We start from the raw sequence: 16,780 nt of genomic DNA, 5'->3' as shown, positions 1-16,780 counted from the left end.
TTACATTTTATGTTCTGAATATATATATAGATGTAGATTATGATTTACAACAAATTGAATAAAAAAATATTTTACTTGGAAAAAAGTAAATAAAAACATTTATTTTTTTCTTTTTACAATTTTTTTGCTGTATTTTAATTGGAAAATTTTATGGCAGGTATGGATAAGCTTTTGTACCTATGATAGGAAGGGACATGATTAAAGTAGGAGTGATGATTATGGCAAAGCGAAAAACTGGATTAACCGAAAAGAAGATTGCAGAAATGGAAAAAGAAGGTCGGGGTCAGGGGTCAGGAGAAAATTATAAACCTTGGATTAATATTCAAGATTTCCCCTCTAATGGATTAGTGACAAGAAGCAAAGGATGGAAAACAAATCGAATTCATCATTTCCTGTCTAAATTAGAACGGGATTACTTTTATACCCTTGAATGGAATCCCTCTGTTGTTGATGTAAGAGAACAATTTCCGCTTACACGTGAGGATACACTGTTTATCGCTGATAATAAAGGTATAAAGCATCCAACAGATCCTAAATCGCAAATTCCAATTGTGATGACGACCGATTTCTTGATTACACTTTCAAACGCAAACGATACAACACATGTTGCTCGAACAGTAAAACCATCAAAGGAATTGGAAAATGAGCGAACAATTGAAAAGTTCGAAATTGAACGGACCTATTGGGAGCAACAAAACATCGACTGGGGCATTATTACAGAAAAAGAATTGCCAAAGAACATGATTGAAAATGTTGAATGGCTTCATTCTTCCTATTTTGAAATTGAAAACTTGCCGTATTCCATTCTTCGAAATTATGCAGAACAAATGAAGAATTTTATAAGGAAATATAACATTTCCATTATCGAACTAGTTACTGAATTCGATCAAAGATATCAACTAGAAAATGGGACGGGCTTAGAAATTTTAAAGCATTTAATTGCACATCAAGAATTGGAAGTTGATATAAATCAAAAAATTTTTACCCATCTATGGGTAGAAGATGTCTTTAAATTGGATTCTTAAAAAAGGAGGAAATCAATGTTTGTAATCAACGACATAATTAGTTTTGTAGATGCAAATAACGAAAAACAGATTGAACGAATTTTATGGATTGATGAAGGTAATGTGATTTGTTACACAATTAATGTGGAGAAGACAAACGCTTTACCAATTAAAAGAAAAGTAACAGATTTAAATCAAATGTTTACCGAAAAGTTATTATCATTCGTTGATGGCGAACCTTATAGCTTTATCTATCAAATTGAAGATCAAATCTCCGAGAAAAATAAGCAATTACGAGATGAACGGTGGGAATGCATCGAACAATTGGTGTTGCAAGAACCAGATATATATGAAAGCGCGGAAAGAGGGCAAAAAATTAAAGCCGCTATGGTTAACAAAGGAAAGACGAAACGCCTTCTTTATAAATATTTGGTTCAATATTGGCAAAGAGGCAAAGTGAAAAATGCATTGTTGCCAGATTATAAAAACTCTGGTGGCAAGGGGAAAGAAAAAGTTTTCAAAGACAAGAAGAACGGCAGAAAGAGAAGGTTTGAACCCATCATAGGAGATGGAATTATCATCTCTGATGAAATCAAAAGAATCTTCGAAGTTAGCATAAAAAGATACTATCATACAGCTAAACAAAATCCATTATCAACTACCTACAACCAAATGTTGAAGACATTTTTTGTTGCCGATTGCCGATACGAAAATGGAGTTGAAAAGCCGATTCTCCAAGAGCAAGATAAACTTCCAACACTTCGCCAATTTAAGTTTTGGTATGACAAGACGTATAACACAGAAGAGAAACAACGGAAAAGAAAAGGTAACCGTAAATATGAATTGGAGCATCGAGCCGTATTGGGAACATCAGTTGGCGATTTATATGGACCTGGAACCAAATATCAAATTGATGCAACCGTTGCAGATGTCTATATCGTTAGTTCATTTAATCGAAACTGGATTATCGGTCGCCCAATCATCTATGTTGTCATTGATGTGTTTAGTCGAATGGTCGTTGGACTATATGTGGGGCTCGAAGGTCCTTCTTGGTTTGGAGCAATGATGGCACTTGCTAATACTGCCAGTGACAAAGTTTCCTATTGTAAAAAATACGGGATTGAAATCCAGAAAGAAGAATGGGATTGTCATTACCTTCCGCAGACGCTACTTGCCGACAGAGGCGAATTAGAAGGTTATAACGTTGAAAGATTGATTTCTGCATTCAATATGAAAGTAGAAAATACGCCACCGTATCGAGCAGACTGGAAAGGGATTGTTGAACAGCATTTTAGAATTCTAAATGCACGAGGTATCAAACCTTTCCTTCCTGGTGTTGTTGATACAGAGGTAAAGGTCAGAGGTGAAAGGGATTATCGGTTAGATGCAACGCTGACCTTAGAGGAATTTACAAGTGTCATTATTCGATGTGTGCTTTATCACAACAATCATCATTATTTAAAAAACTATAACGAGGATGAAATGATGATTGAAGACGAAGTTCCACTTATCCCGAAAGAATTATGGAATTGGGGGATTAAGAATCGTTCTGGCAAACTTCGCTCCTATTCAGAAGATATTGTAAAACTTCATCTCCTTCCTACCGCCAATGCCAGAGTCACGTATAAAGGTATTGAATTTAAGAAAATGAGGTTCAGCAGTGAAACAGCACTAAAAGAAAACTGGTTTGGGGAAGCAAGAGAAAAAAGTTGGAGAATCCCGATATGTTATGACCCACGTGATATGTCACACATTTACCTACCCAGCGAAGATGGTAGAAGTTATGAAGTGGCAACATTACTTGACCACCATAAGAAGTACGAAAGCAAAACAATGGAGGAAGTCGAATACTACTTTGCATATCAATCATTAAACTATCAAAAGCATGAGCATGAGGAAAGGCAACAAAAGGCAGACCTAGAAAGCGATATCGAACACATTGTTCGAAAAGCAGAAGCAAATTTAAACAAAGAAAAAATCGAAATCAGCAACAACCAGAAAGTCAAAGGGATACGGGATAATCGAACGATGGAAAAATCTGAGAAAAGAAAAGGAGAGGCTTTTTTACTAGCAGATGGACAACCAATCGAAAAACAAGCTATTTCAGAAGACGTATTGGAGACGCCTAAACAAGTATCTTCATTAAGTGAAAAGTTACGCCAAAAACAAAAGGAGAAGTTGAGAAATGCAAGAATTGGCAACTAAAGAAAAACAACTTTCGCATGATTCAATCGTTGATGCAATTTACAGTGAACAGATTATTCAAGACTATAACGCTAATCCATTAATCGAGGCACTTCCTCCTGTTTTTACAGAGGACGATGTCATTGAGCAGATATCCGTTTTCCCACCATTTGATGAATCGGAACGAACTTTAAGTCCAAATTATCGATTTCACTGCATCCAAAGACTATTTCAATATTTTCAGCCATTTGAAAAACATCTGGATTTGGAGCAACGTATTTCAAGGGCTATTCGTCAAGGGTATTTGCATCGTAATCCATTTCAAAAAGAAGAAGTCACGAGGGTACATGAAAGTTATCAAGCGATCAAAGCAGGGAAATTTTTAAAAAACTATCAAACAGAGATAAGAAGAACTTCAACAGGGTTTACGATTATTGGTCTATCTGGCATTGGAAAGTCAACCGCAATTGAACGGGTGCTGTCTTTCTATCCCCAGCTCATCAAGCACCGTGAATATAATGGGAAACCGTTTATTTTTACGCAGATCAGTTGGATGAAACTAGATTGCCCATTTGATGGTTCATTGAAAGGCTTGTGTATTAGCTTTTTCTCGGAACTCGACCGCTTGTTAGGGACTAACTATTTAAACAAGTTTGGTTCGCAGAAAAATACGACCGACTTAATGCTTCAACGTATGGCGCACCTTGCAAGCCTTCACGGGATTGGTTTACTCATCATCGATGAAATTCAACACCTTAACCTTAGCAAAAGTGGCGGGTCTGATAAGATGCTTAATTTTTTTGTAACACTTGTCAATACAATTGGTGTTCCTGTGATTATGGTGGGTACCAATAAAGCGGTTTCTGTGTTGCAAAGTGAATTTCGGCAAGCAAGACGCGGAAGTGGTCAAGGCGATATGGTGTGGGATCAGATGCCGAAAGATGAAAGTTGGGAATTGTTTGTTGATGGCATGTGGGAATATCAATGGACCGCTAATTACACCCCGCTTACTAGTGAATTAAACGAACTGATCTATGAGGAGAGCCAAGGCATTCTTGACATTGCAGTAAAGCTTTTCATGTTGGCTCAAGTTAGAGCTATTGCAACACGTAAAGAAAAAATTACGAAGCAATTGATAACACAAGTTGCCAATGAAAGTCTGAGATTAGTAAAACCAATGTTAAAGGCTTTGAAAACTGGGATTCCAAGCGAGATTGCAAAATACGAAGATATTCGTCCCATTGACATGGATGAAGAGATGGAAAAGTATAAGGCTTCCATCGGCATGCAGGATAGGATTCGCATTCAAAAGAAATTGCAGGAGCAAAAACGAATAAAGAAAGAACAACCGCTTCTCGAAGAAGTAACACTGCAATTGTTAGCAATGGATTTTAATCCAACAGCAGTTGAGCGTGCAGTCAAGATGGTTTTAAAGAACCTAGGAGAAGATATCGACAAATCATTGGTATTGAAAGAGACATTAAGGGTTCTTATTGAAAAAGATGACAAAAAGAATCAAATCCAGATGAAAAAGAAAGAGCAAAAGCAAATCAATCAAAGTTATCTTGTTCACTTAATGAAAGAGGCAAGACAAAATAAAAAGTCTGTTCATGAATTGTTTGTCGAAAAACAAATAATCAAAAATCCAGGTGAAGATTTATGGAAGGATGATGAAGATGGTACTTTGGTTTCCGACGCCATATCCTGATGAATTACTTTACAGTGTTCTGGCGAGATATCACGTGAGAGCGGGGAATACAAGTCCGAAGATAACCACTGAAGAACTGTTCGGAAAACGAACAGTTCGGTCAGTATGGGACTTACCTGCGAATTTAAATGCACTATTAAAGAATACGGGAGATTACTGGAATGCAGAACAATTAATTCTCAACTATACGATGTATCCTTATTACGCGGCGTTCCTGCTCCCCCAGCAAGCAAAAAAGATTAAACAGGCGATGATGAATGATGAGGGAAGCACGATTCATACTCGAATTGGCATGGCAGCCAGTAATGTGAAATTGAAAGAGAACTTTTGGGTGTGCAGTCATTGTATAAAAGATGATATGGAAACCTATGGAGAAACGTATTGGCGTCGAATTCATCAATGTCCTGGAGTATTTTTCTGTCCAACACACGAGGTTGAATTAGAAGAAACAATTGTTTCCGTGAGAGATTTTAATCAGCATGAATACATTGTTGCAACGGCTTTGGTAAAAAGAAGAAAGAACAATATGGGCGAATTAAAAAAAGAAGAGATTCAATTATTAAAAGCAATTTCCCAATCTTCTTATAGTCTGCTAACGACGAACTATCTTCAAAAAGACAATAACTCTTTACGTGATAAATATTTGGAACTCTTAAAACAAAACGAATATGCAACGCCTAATGGGAGAGTTAAACGGGATCGCTTGTATAGTGGTTTTAAAGCGAAATTTTCGAGTAGGTGTTTGGAACTTTTGCAATCGACAGTTGAATTTGTTGAGGCTGATTGGTTAACGATGATATTCCAAAAGCATCGTAAGTCCTTTCATCCAATTCGTCATTTGCTTGTGATGTCGTTTCTTGATACGGATTTAAATCATTTATTTGATAAAAATGAATATCATCCTTTTGGAAAAGGACCATGGCTATGTCTGAATGTAGCGTGTTCGGATTATAGAAAGCGTGTAGTAAAGGATATAGGAGTTACAATAGATTATGATACAAGGAAGCCTGTTGGAACCTTTCAATGCAATTGTGGCTTTGTCTATTCAAGAAAAGGACCCGATATAAATAAAGAAGATAAATTTCGAATCGGTACGATAAAAGAATACGGTCACGTTTGGAAACAAAAGCTTACCGAAGCAGTCAATGAAGGTAAAACTCTTACTGAGATTTCAAGGGAGTTTCAAGCAGACCGTGCAACAATTAAAAAATACGCGGATAAATTGCAGTTAAATGTTCCGTGGAAGGCTCCAAAAATTGTAGCTAAAATCGTTCAAAATTCGATTGAAGATTTAGAGAATCAATTACAATTGAGAAAAGAAAAATGGTTGGAAATTCAAGAATTGTATCCCGAGAAATCTAAGACGGAACTCAGAAAACTGGTACCCGATGTTTATGCTTTTTTGTATCGTAATGACCAAGACTGGCTGAATGATTTTTCACCAATCAAGAACAAAATTCAGACCCCTAACCACCGAGTTGATTGGAAAAAAAGAGATGAGGAATTGTTGGCATTATTAAAGCAAGCGGTTCGAAATTGGGATTTTGATGTTGAAAAACCCACAAGAATCACTGCAACATCACTTGGGAAGAAAATTAACAAACTATCCGTATTGGAGAAAAAGTCGGAAAAACTACCAGAATCAATGAATTTTATCAATAAAGTTTCAGAGGACCTAGTAGCCTTCCAAAAAAGACGAGTTGAATTCTGCATTGAAAAATTAACAGAAGAGGGAGAACCAATCATCGAATGGCAAATATACAAAAAAGCAGGACTTCGTTCAAATGTTTCAAATGAAGTTAAAAGATTTATTTCGCTTAAAGTAACTCAATACGAGAGTGCTAACAATAAATAAAAATGAGCTTAGAGTTTTTTCTAAGCTCATTTTTATTTTCATATTAAATCATTGTTAATTACTTCTTCTTTTCCTCAAAAAACAGGAATTTCAAAGGAAAAACTGCATAAAAAAGATAGTAAGGGGAAAAAGGAAATAGAGGAGGATTATATATGAAATATTACATCTCTTTGTTTTGTTCGGATCGCCAATGTGATAACCGTTCTATCACCCGTGTATTAGAAGCGCTTTCCGAATCAGCTGCAAAGCAAACGATATTTGAACTTAATAACGAGAATAGAAAAATATGTCCATGTTGTGGGAAAGAACTTAACTATTATTTGGATTTTCAACCAGATGACTTTGAATTAGAACATGAACAAAGCCTCCTTTGAAAAAGGAGGCTTTTTTTTGTGCTCGCTTACCGAGCTTAAAGGTATGTAGTATTGCTATTTGTCAAGATTACCTTGACGTGAAGGTTTTTTACTAATAATAGAATAACTCATCTTGGTAAAATATGCAATATATTTTAGCTGATATTTTATGAAATTACTGTTTCCAACATTTTTTGGTAAATTTCATTTCTTGCCGTTATCCTATCTTTTGTGTCGGTATCAATGACATTGGCTAGGCTTTGAATGGTCCTGATTCTACGTTCTTTTTTTAAAGAGGTTTTTACCCAAGTGATTTTGTACTCCGTTGAATCGTTGTACAGTCTATAAGTTAATACTTTCTTATCATAACTCTTTGACTCCAACGGTCTTAACAAATGGGTTAACTGTTGTGCTGGGTTATCAAACTGTGGAATAAACTTTAAATTATTTTTAATTAGGTGTTCAAGCAAAGATTCCTCATTCAACAACATAACGCGAATCCCTTCTTCGATTCTCTTTTCCTGATCTGAAGAGAGGTAAACAGGAATATTTTGCTTTGTAAATTCAGTTTTAACAATCCTTTTACGACTTATACATGTTATTTGCTCCATGCAAACCGCTGTTGCCAATGACAAAGGACGGATTTTCCCAATATTGAACCGATGTTTAGTTTCCTTTATTTTATTTTTCATGCTTTCAGTTGGAATTACCTGAATAGAATCTCTGTTTGGAATAGCATCCCATACGATAGCAAAATGTTCTCTATCGAGTTCACTCCCAACTGCTGAAAATTTTGCTTTTATTAATTGACCCTTTGTTAATGGTGGTACAAATTGTGTTGGTTGGCGAAGTTGTCCTTGATCATCTGTATCGTCCACTTCATCTACTTTTTTTGAGCATTGGATGAATCTCTCTGTTCGCTCGAAAATTGTACTTCGCGAGATAACTTGTCCATTAAGGGGACGACTATCATCAGTAACGCTAATTAATTCCTGTAATAATTGGGTTAACTGACTATCCACACCTACTTCAAGGAATAAATCTTTTAGATAAGGTTTATCGGCTAGTAAGTCAATAATATCTTGATGTTCACTTGGCATTTGTTTTACATTCTCCTTTCTGGACTATCTTCTTTATTAAAACATATTTTTCCTAATTTAGAATTAGTTTTTTACAAGATTCCCCTTTTTACTAGGGATTTACTTGTGGTTGAAAAGTCATTATTCATTAGTTTTTCATTCAAATAATTGTTTGAATATTGAAAAGGATTTGTTATAATTCATTCAAATGAATATTTGAGTAATGAAAAATAGAGGTGAGATGAAAATATGAAGTATGATGTAGTAATTATTGGAGCGGGGCAAGCTGGTCTTTCAATGGGGTATTTTTTAAAGAAGAGTAATTTATCATTTCTCTTACTAGATAAATCAGCATCAATAGGGGAGTCATGGAAAGAAAGATACGACTCTTTGACATTATTCACACCACGTTCCAACAGTTCATTACCTGGGTTTAAATTAGATGGTATCGAAAAAATCTATCCAACAAAAGATGAAATGGCAGAATATTTATCAACTTACACAACAAAATTTTCTCTACCTGTAAAACACAACACAGCTGTCTATGGATTAACCAAATTAGACGACACGTTTAAAATAATGACCAATCAAGGCGAGTTTCTAGCTCAGAATGTGGTGATTGCAACAGGTCCGTTTCAAAATCCGCAGATTCCACAGTTTTCAAAAACATTATCAGAAGATATTTTACAAATGCATTCTTCTGAATATAAAAACCCAAAACAATTAAAAAACGGTTCCGTTTTAGTAGTGGGTGGCGGAAATTCGGGAGCCCAAATTGCTGTTGAACTATCGAAGGAGAGGGATGTTTACTTATCGGTAGGTCATAAAATGCGGTTTATCCCTATGGACATTGGTAACAAAAGTGTATTTTGGTATCTTGATAAACTTGGATTATATAGAGCAAATGTTAACTCCGTCATCGGTCGTTTAGTAAAAAAACAATCAGATCCTATTTTTGGATTCGAACTCAAATTACTTTTGAAAAATGGCACCATCAAGTTAAAACCTAGAACTACTTCAATGGAAAATGATGCGTTTAAGTTTGAAGATGGCACTAAACTTAAAGTAGAGAATGTCATATGGTCAACAGGATTTAAATCGGATTATAGCTGGATAGACATCTCGAACGTAATTGACCAAAATGGTTTTCCATTTCAAGAAAGAGGTGTTACACCAGTAAAGGGACTATTCTTTTTAGGATTGCCTTGGCAATACAGTCGTGGTTCAGCACTAATTCAGGGTGTTGGCTTCGATGCTGAATATCTATTCAACTATATGATAGAGCAGTAACAAAAGAGAGCTGATTACCAGTTCTCTTTTTCATTCAAATAAATGTTTGAATAATAATGGAAAAGGGTTATAATATATTCAAATGAATATTTGAATAATGAGGAGGGATATTAATGAGTAAGAAAGATTCTTGTGAAGTTTATTGTTATGACGAGGAAAAGGTCAATCGAATACAAGGGGAATTAGAAAAAGAAAATGTTTCTAGTGTTGCCCAATTGTTTAAAGCACTTGCAGATGAAAATAGAGCAAAAATTTCCTATGCTTTATGTCAAGATGATGAGTTATGTGTGTGTGATGTTGCCAATATTATTGGTTCTTCTGTTGCAACGGCTTCTCACCATTTAAGGACTTTAAGTAAGCAAGGGATTGTAAAGTATCGAAAAGAAGGAAAATTAGCGTTTTATTCACTGGATGATGAACATGTCAAACAGTTAATCGTAATTGCTTTAGCACATCAGAAAGAGGTGAAACTAAATGTCTGAAAAACAAGTGAAACTATCTGAAGAAGAAATGAAAACCTATCGTGTTCAAGGGTTTACTTGTACAAATTGTGCAGCCATTTTTGAAAATAACGTAAAAGATTTGCCAGGAGTTGAGGACGCAAAGGTCAATTTTGGGGCATCTAAAGTGTATGTAAAAGGCAATGCAACGATTGAGGAGCTAGAAAAAGCGGGAGCATTTGAAAATTTAAAGATTCGGGATGAAAAAGAACAAAAAGCAGAACGAGAACCATTCTGGAAGCAAAAAGAAAATATTAAAGTCTATATTTCAGCGGTATTGCTTGTGATAAGTTGGTTTTTAGGGGAGCAATATGGAGAAGAACATATTCTTCCGACAATCGGTTATGCAGCGTCTATTTTAATTGGTGGCTATTCACTTTTCATTAAAGGGCTTAAAAATCTAAGCCGACTAAAGTTTGATATGAATACACTTATGACGATTGCCATTATAGGTGCTGCCATCATTGGTGAATGGGGCGAAGGAGCAACCGTTGTAATTCTATTTGCAATCAGTGAAGCATTAGAGCGTTATTCAATGGATAAGGCACGTCAATCCATTGAATCATTGATGGATATTGCTCCAAAAGAAGCATTAATTCGCCGTGGAAAAGAAGAAATGATGATTCATGTTGACGACATTCAAGTTAACGATATTATGATTGTAAAACCTGGTCAAAAATTAGCGATGGACGGAATCGTTATCAAAGGAACGTCCACATTAAATCAAGCAGCAATTACGGGGGAAAGTGTCCCAGTAACCAAAACAATTGATGATGAAGTGTTCGCTGGAACACTGAATGAAGAGGGATTGCTCGAAGTTAAAGTAACAAAACGAGTAGAAGATACAACATTATCAAAAATCATTCATTTAGTGGAAGAAGCACAGGCAGAACGAGCACCTTCTCAAGCGTTTGTTGATAAATTTGCAAAATACTACACACCAGCTATCGTGATTTTGGCGTTTTTAATTGCAGTCATACCTCCATTATTCGGGGGAGATTGGAGCCAGTGGATCTATCAAGGGTTAGCAGTATTAGTCGTTGGCTGTCCTTGTGCATTAGTTGTTTCAACTCCAGTTGCCGTTGTTACTGCAATCGGAAATGCAGCAAAAAATGGCGTGTTAATTAAAGGTGGCATCCATCTGGAAGAAGCAGGACACTTAAAAGCGATTGCGTTTGATAAAACTGGAACACTAACAAAAGGTATTCCTGCTGTAACAGATGTTATAACATATGGCGGAAATGAAGATGAATTAATGATCGTAACGGCAGCGATTGAAAAAGGATCGCAACATCCACTCGCTTCTGCCATTATCAGAAAAGCAGAAGAAAATGGATTGAATATGAATGGCGTATCTGTCGAAGAGTTCCAATCGATTACAGGCAAAGGTGTAAAAGCAAAAGTAAATAACCAAATGTATTATGTGGGAAGTCCAAATCTTTTTGAAGAATTGCATAAAACGATTGAAAGCAACATCAAAGAAAATATTACTCGTATGCAAACAGAAGGAAAAACGGTTATGGTGTTAGGAACCGAGAAAGAAATACTTTCATTGATTGCCGTAGCAGATGAAATGAGAGAAACATCAAAAGAAGTCATTAATAAGTTGAACCATATTGGAATCGAAACGGTCATGCTGACAGGTGACAACGAGAGAACCGCAAAAGCAATCGGAAAACAAGTCGGTGTTTCGGATATTCAAGCAGATTTACTTCCAGAAGATAAATTAAACTTTGTTAAAAAACTTCGTGAAAAACATCAAAGTGTCGCAATGGTTGGGGATGGCGTAAACGATGCACCAGCACTTGCAGCGGCTTCCGTTGGGGTTGCAATGGGTGGTGCAGGTACAGATACAGCACTCGAAACAGCCGATATTGCGTTAATGTCGGATGATTTAAGCAAATTACCCTATACGATCAAATTAAGTCGTAAGGCATTAATGATTATTAAGCAAAATATCACTTTCTCTTTAGCGATTAAATTACTAGCATTGGTATTAGTGATGCCTGGTTGGTTAACGCTATGGATCGCCATATTTGCTGATATGGGAGCAACATTGATCGTAACACTAAACAGTTTACGATTATTAAGAGTTAAAGAGTAAAGCAAATGAATAAATCAAGTTAGTTCACGAAGATAATATCCCGCGAGGGAAGGAAAAAAGGTGGCTTATCAAGCCACCTTTTATTCTTGTGCGCCCGGCATGCGCATGAACTATAGGGTGTAAGTCCCGAACCCCGAAGACAGAAGTAGAGGTTAGCCAAGAGCAAGGGTGTCCGTGGCGACGCGGAATCTGAAGGAAGCTGGAGGCAAAACACCGGTCCGAGGAACACGAATCTCATACAAGGCTAGTTACGACTGGATGAGTTTGCAAGACAAAACAAAGTCCTTTCTGTCGAAGGTCATACCTAGTAAATGAGGCGGATAGATGGTGTGAAAGTGCATGTGCTTACCCGGGGAGGTCTGATGGAAACATGAAGTACCCTTCATAACCTACTTGGTGACAAGTAGCTGAATCATCAGAAGTCAGCAGAGGTCATAGTACGATTGGGTCTAGAACCAGTCGGAAGGACTGAACAATTAAGAGAGATTAGCCCTTGGCTTTCCATCTAGAATGAATGAGCACAGAAAACAGAGAAACCTCACGCTTAGAAAGTAGTGGTGAATCCCACGAGGGTATTTGCGGAGGGTGGAGTTCAGATGGGCATAAGAAGATAAGCTAATCACGGAAAGGAACGAAATGGTGATGTTGAATCAAATTCTTGAACGGCAAAATATGATACAAGCGCTAAAGCGAGTTGAAGCGAATAAAGGAAGCCATGGAGTAGACATGATGCCCGTACAAACCTTACGACAGCACATGCTCGAAAATTGGGAAACCATTAAATCGCAGATTTTGAATGGAACCTATGAACCGCAACCAGTACGTCGAGTCGAAATCCCGAAACCAGATGGTGGTGTGCGTTTACTAGGTATCCCAACCGTGACAGACCGTTTGATTCAACAAGCTATCTCGCAGATTTTATCGAAGGAATATGACGAAACATTTTCGGACCACAGTTATGGATTCCGTCCAAATCGGAGCGCCCATGACGCCGTTCGGAAAGCAAAGGGTTATTTAAAGGAAGGTTATCGATGGGTAATTGACATGGATTTAGAGAAATTCTTCGATAAGGTTAATCATGACCGACTAATGGCAACATTAACGAAACGAATTTCAGATAAACCTTTATTAAAACTTATTCGTAAATACCTCCAAGCCGGTGTCATGATAAATGGAGTGGTTTCAAGTACAGAAGAAGGAACACCACAAGGTGGACCTTTAAGTCCTCTACTTTCAAACGTAGTTCTAGATGAACTTGATAAAGAGTTGGAGGAACGTGGACATAAATTCGTTCGATACGCAGATGATTGCAATATTTATGTGAAAACGGAACGTGCGGGGTTAAGAGTAATGGCGAGTGTACAAAGATTTATTGAGGGAAAACTTCGTTTAAAAGTAAACCAAAAGAAATCAGCAGTAGATCGTCCTTGGAACCGAAAGTTCTTAGGTTTTAGTTTCACGAATCACAAAGAACCAAAAGTTCGTCTTGCGAAAACAAGTCTAGTCCGAATGAAGATGAAAATACGAGAGATTACCTCAAGAAAGATGCCATATTCCATGGAATACAGAATCGAGAAGTTAAACCAGTATCTAATGGGGTGGTGTGGTTATTTTGCATTAGCAGATACAAGTTCCACATTCAAATCACTAGATAGCTGGATTAAAAGAAGATTAAGGATGTGTCTATGGAAGAATTGGAAGAAACCTCGAACAAGAGTCAGAAATCTTACTCGATTGAAAGTTCCTTTTGGAAAAGCATACGAGTGGGGAAACACCCGGAAAGGGTACTGGCGCATTTCTAATAGCCCCATATTACACAGAACCCTCGGCAATTCCTATTGGGAAAGCCAAGGGCTGAAAAGTCTGCAAGTTCGTTACGAAACTTTGCGTTATTCATCTTAATTGAACCGCCGTATACGGAACCGTACGTACGGTGGTGTGAGAGGTCGGGAGTTAATCACTCCCTCCTACTCGATTTTACATGCTATTTTGCAAATATAGCGCCAGTTAGTTCCATCTTTTGTCTTAATCATGGCATACGCCATATTCTATATTTGTTTTACAAAACAATATCTACTTCGTTCACTAAACCTTCCGACATATTCAGTACCCGACTTTTTTGTCACGTGTTAAAAAAGTTGGTTCCCGACTTTTATTTTTAGATGTGACAAGAACGAACGTAGGAATGCGGGTTTCAAGCTTCCATAGTACCCGACTTTTTTGTCTTATAACATGTGAATAAATCTAACTAAATTTTTTAAAAATATATAATCAGTTACAATTCAAAGTAACCTTGGTACAGCGCATTAAATGCTGTATCAAGGTTTTTTCTATTCTACTTTTAATCTTCATCCTGTGCTTTTATGGGTAAAGTCTATCATATCTAAATAGTTTGTATAACTTCAAATTATTAACAGAAGATAGTCTCATAAAAGAGAGTAATTTCCAAAGTAATTAACTTTTTCTGAAGAAGTTAATAGCAAATACCGAATAGAAATTATAGACAACACTTGAAAAGGGCAAACTTGTTGAAAGGCAAGAATGTGAAAATTCTCATGTAATAAGCTATTCGCTAGACCTGAGAGTTGCCGAAGGAGAGAAAAAGATGAACAAGAGGAATAATAGTAGGTCGGCAATAGAAATATTTAAACTCCTATTAGATTATTATGCTGTACCTCTAAAAATAACTCTTTTATATGCTGTATTAGGTAGTGCTTGGATTTTTATTTCAGATCAATTGTTAGAGACGGAGTTTGTTGATACACATTTATTTGCTTCGTTAACACTTTTAAAGGGCTACTTTTATGTCATTGTATCGTCTGCAATAATATTTGTTCTCGTTTCTAGTGGAATTGCTCGAGATAGAAAGCGAAATGAACTGGCATTGGATAGAAGTGAACGGGCATTGAAAGAATCCATTAAAGAACTAGCTGATGTTCAAAAAGCTTTAGATGAATCCTCCATTATAGCAATTACCGACCAAAGGGGGATTATCAAATTTGTTAATGATAAATTTTGCGAGATTTCTCAATACACGAGAGAAGAACTACTTGGACAAGATCACAGGATTTTAAATTCTGGCTATCATTCAAAAGAATTTTTTTAAGAGATGTGGAGAACAATTGGCACGGGTGGAACGTGGAAAAATGAAATCCGAAATAGAGCCAAGGATGGCAGTTATTATTGGGTAGCAACAACTATAGTTCCTTTCTTAAATGACAAGGGAAGGCCTTATCAATATGTAGCAATTCGAAATGATATTACAGAAAGAAAGCTTGCAGAAGAGTCGTTAAGAGAAAGTGAAGAAAGATATGGACGCCTAGTTGAACTTACACCAGAGGCAATTATAATCCATTCTAAAGGAGTAATCCGGTATGCGAATCGAGCTTGTATTAAGCTGCTGGGTGCTTCGTCATTAAATCAGTTAATCGATTTACCTGTGAATCGTTTTGCCTACCTACAATTTCTAGACGTAACGAATGAAAGAATCGAAACGATGAAAGACATTGGTGTGGAAATTGTTCCTTTTGAGGAGAAGATTGTCAACCTTGATGGGAAGATATTAGACGTTGAAGTGACGGAAATCACTATCAATCATGAAGGGGCTCCTGCGTTTTTAATGATATTTCGAGATATTACCAGTCGAAAAAAAGCTGAGGAAGCACTTCAACAAAGTGAAGAGCAGTATCGATTAATTGCCGAAAATATGTCGGATTTAGTAGGAGTTGTAGACACGAAGGGTGTTATACTATATGCCTCTCCCTCACATGAGCATGTGTTAGGTTATTCTCCAAAAGAAATTGAAGGTAATCCTGGTATTGAATTAATGCATCCTGATGATATGGAAAAAATGAAAAGTAAATATAAAAAAAGAGTGACGGAAATGGAGGATCACTCTATAGAATTTCGAATGAAACATAAAAAGGGTCATTGGGTATGGATTGAAGCGCACATCAAGCAGCTTTTAGATGAGCGTAATTACGTGCTCAGAATCCAATTTGTCGGAAGAGATATTACAGAGAGAAAGATTTTTGAAGAGAAATTAAATTATATGGCCTTCTATGATGCATTAACAGGAATTCCGAATCGTAGACTTTTTCAAGAAAAGCTAATGCAAATTATAAAAGAGACAAACCGTTATGAACGGAAGTTTGCCATTATATATATGGATATAGATGATTTTAAGGGAATAAATGATATGTTAGGCCATGATGCTGGCGATGAATTGTTAAAGCAGTTTGCTAAAAGAGTTCAATTTTGTCTTCGAGAAAGTGATACATTTGCCAGACAGGGTGGAGATGAATTTACTATTCTTCTTTGTGAAATCAAGGAAGAGCAGGATGCGGTAATTATTGCAGAGCGAATACTTGCTGCTCTACAGAATCCCTGGACGATCAGTAATTATGAATTTACTACAACATCAAGTCTAGGTGTAGCGTTTTACCCTAAAGACGGTACCTCCTTTGCGGAACTAATGAAGTATGCAGATAAAGCAATGTATGAGGCCAAGGAAACGGGAAAAAATATGGTTAGGGTTTATGATAATAAGTAAAAATGAGTATTCACTTAAGACAAACACCATTCTGAGGAAAATCAAAAACGTGAAAATATGGAAACACAGAAATGTACGATTATTAAGTTGCACAGCTACATCCCTTTTGGATATGATTGTCCAAAAGGGTGTTTTATTTTGGGAGGGATTC

The 16,780-nt window shown here is 36.6% G+C and carries 11 protein-coding genes and 1 pseudogene; 11 read left to right on the top strand and 1 reads right to left on the bottom strand.

Annotation, left to right across the window (positions count from 1 at the left end):
• Positions 1 to 218: 218 nt before the first annotated feature.
• From LG296_RS18345 to LG296_RS18325, 5 genes are all read left to right on the top strand, one after another.
• Positions 219 to 1,025, top strand: a complete 807-nt coding sequence (locus LG296_RS18345) for a TnsA endonuclease N-terminal domain-containing protein (RefSeq protein WP_251402466.1) — start codon at positions 219 to 221, stop codon at positions 1,023 to 1,025.
• Positions 1,026 to 1,040: 15 nt separating this feature from the next.
• Positions 1,041 to 3,209: a Mu transposase C-terminal domain-containing protein gene (locus LG296_RS18340; protein ID WP_107937228.1), complete on the top strand. Its 2,169-nt coding sequence runs from the start codon at positions 1,041 to 1,043 to the stop codon at positions 3,207 to 3,209.
• Positions 3,190 to 4,896: an ATP-binding protein gene (locus LG296_RS18335; RefSeq protein WP_107937230.1), complete on the top strand. Its 1,707-nt coding sequence runs from the start codon at positions 3,190 to 3,192 to the stop codon at positions 4,894 to 4,896. The genes LG296_RS18340 and LG296_RS18335 overlap by 20 nt, the downstream gene beginning before the upstream one ends.
• Positions 4,856 to 6,751 carry a TnsD family Tn7-like transposition protein gene (locus tag LG296_RS18330; protein WP_107937232.1) on the top strand — a complete coding sequence of 632 codons (1,896 nt, stop codon included), beginning with the start codon at positions 4,856 to 4,858 and terminating at the stop codon, positions 6,749 to 6,751. Before LG296_RS18335 ends, LG296_RS18330 begins: the two co-directional genes overlap by 41 nt.
• Before the next feature lie 152 nt (positions 6,752 to 6,903).
• Positions 6,904 to 7,125, top strand: a complete 222-nt coding sequence (locus LG296_RS18325) for a hypothetical protein (RefSeq protein WP_107937235.1) — start codon at positions 6,904 to 6,906, stop codon at positions 7,123 to 7,125.
• 146 nt (positions 7,126 to 7,271) lie between these two features.
• Here LG296_RS18325 and LG296_RS18320 read toward each other — a convergent pair whose 3' ends face one another.
• Positions 7,272 to 8,204: a hypothetical protein gene (locus tag LG296_RS18320; protein ID WP_107937237.1), complete on the bottom strand. Its 933-nt coding sequence runs from the start codon at positions 8,202 to 8,204 to the stop codon at positions 7,272 to 7,274.
• Between the two features lie 228 nt (positions 8,205 to 8,432).
• On the opposite strand from LG296_RS18320, the gene LG296_RS18315 reads away from it, so the two are divergent.
• The 6 genes and pseudogenes from LG296_RS18315 (at position 8,433) to LG296_RS18290 (ending at position 16,629) form a co-directional block, all read left to right on the top strand.
• Positions 8,433 to 9,473 (top strand): NAD(P)/FAD-dependent oxidoreductase, encoded by a 1,041-nt coding sequence (locus LG296_RS18315; protein WP_107937239.1) that lies wholly within the window; start codon positions 8,433 to 8,435, stop codon positions 9,471 to 9,473.
• A 113-nt stretch (positions 9,474 to 9,586) separates the two neighbouring features.
• The gene (locus LG296_RS18310) at positions 9,587 to 9,955 is read left to right on the top strand and encodes a metalloregulator ArsR/SmtB family transcription factor (protein ID WP_107937241.1); all 369 of its coding nucleotides are present in this window, start codon (positions 9,587 to 9,589) and stop codon (positions 9,953 to 9,955) included.
• Positions 9,948 to 12,077, top strand: a complete 2,130-nt coding sequence (locus tag LG296_RS18305) for a heavy metal translocating P-type ATPase (RefSeq protein ID WP_107937243.1) — start codon at positions 9,948 to 9,950, stop codon at positions 12,075 to 12,077. The genes LG296_RS18310 and LG296_RS18305 overlap by 8 nt, the downstream gene beginning before the upstream one ends.
• Positions 12,078 to 12,716: 639 nt before the next feature.
• Positions 12,717 to 13,979 (top strand): group II intron reverse transcriptase/maturase, encoded by a 1,263-nt coding sequence (gene ltrA / locus LG296_RS18300; RefSeq protein WP_107937924.1) that lies wholly within the window; start codon positions 12,717 to 12,719, stop codon positions 13,977 to 13,979.
• A 976-nt stretch (positions 13,980 to 14,955) separates the two neighbouring features.
• Positions 14,956 to 15,399, top strand: a pseudogene (locus LG296_RS18295) (PAS domain-containing protein); the annotation flags it as partial.
• Positions 15,400 to 15,420: 21 nt separating this feature from the next.
• Positions 15,421 to 16,629: a diguanylate cyclase domain-containing protein gene (locus LG296_RS18290; protein ID WP_404427997.1), complete on the top strand. Its 1,209-nt coding sequence runs from the start codon at positions 15,421 to 15,423 to the stop codon at positions 16,627 to 16,629.
• Positions 16,630 to 16,780 lie beyond the last annotated feature (151 nt).

This window comes from Ureibacillus chungkukjangi (genome assembly GCF_044795995.1).
Lineage (GTDB): Bacteria > Bacillota > Bacilli > Bacillales_A > Planococcaceae > Ureibacillus > Ureibacillus chungkukjangi.
Note: the sequence above shows the minus strand (reverse complement) of the source record. Positions and strands in the feature narration are given on the sequence as shown.

Excerpts from the sequence above, each read along its gene's own strand:
- LG296_RS18345 (WP_251402466.1), top strand. The coding sequence starts at position 219 with ATGGCAAAGCGAAAAACTGGATTAACCGAAAAGAAGATTGCAGAAATG.
- LG296_RS18340 (WP_107937228.1), top strand. The coding sequence starts at position 1,041 with ATGTTTGTAATCAACGACATAATTAGTTTTGTAGATGCAAATAACGAA.
- LG296_RS18335 (WP_107937230.1), top strand. The coding sequence starts at position 3,190 with ATGCAAGAATTGGCAACTAAAGAAAAACAACTTTCGCATGATTCAATC.
- LG296_RS18330 (WP_107937232.1), top strand. The coding sequence starts at position 4,856 with ATGATGAAGATGGTACTTTGGTTTCCGACGCCATATCCTGATGAATTA.
- LG296_RS18325 (WP_107937235.1), top strand. The coding sequence starts at position 6,904 with ATGAAATATTACATCTCTTTGTTTTGTTCGGATCGCCAATGTGATAAC.
- LG296_RS18320 (WP_107937237.1), bottom strand. The coding sequence starts at position 8,204 with ATGCCAAGTGAACATCAAGATATTATTGACTTACTAGCCGATAAACCT.
- LG296_RS18315 (WP_107937239.1), top strand. The coding sequence starts at position 8,433 with ATGAAGTATGATGTAGTAATTATTGGAGCGGGGCAAGCTGGTCTTTCA.
- LG296_RS18310 (WP_107937241.1), top strand. The coding sequence starts at position 9,587 with ATGAGTAAGAAAGATTCTTGTGAAGTTTATTGTTATGACGAGGAAAAG.
- LG296_RS18305 (WP_107937243.1), top strand. The coding sequence starts at position 9,948 with ATGTCTGAAAAACAAGTGAAACTATCTGAAGAAGAAATGAAAACCTAT.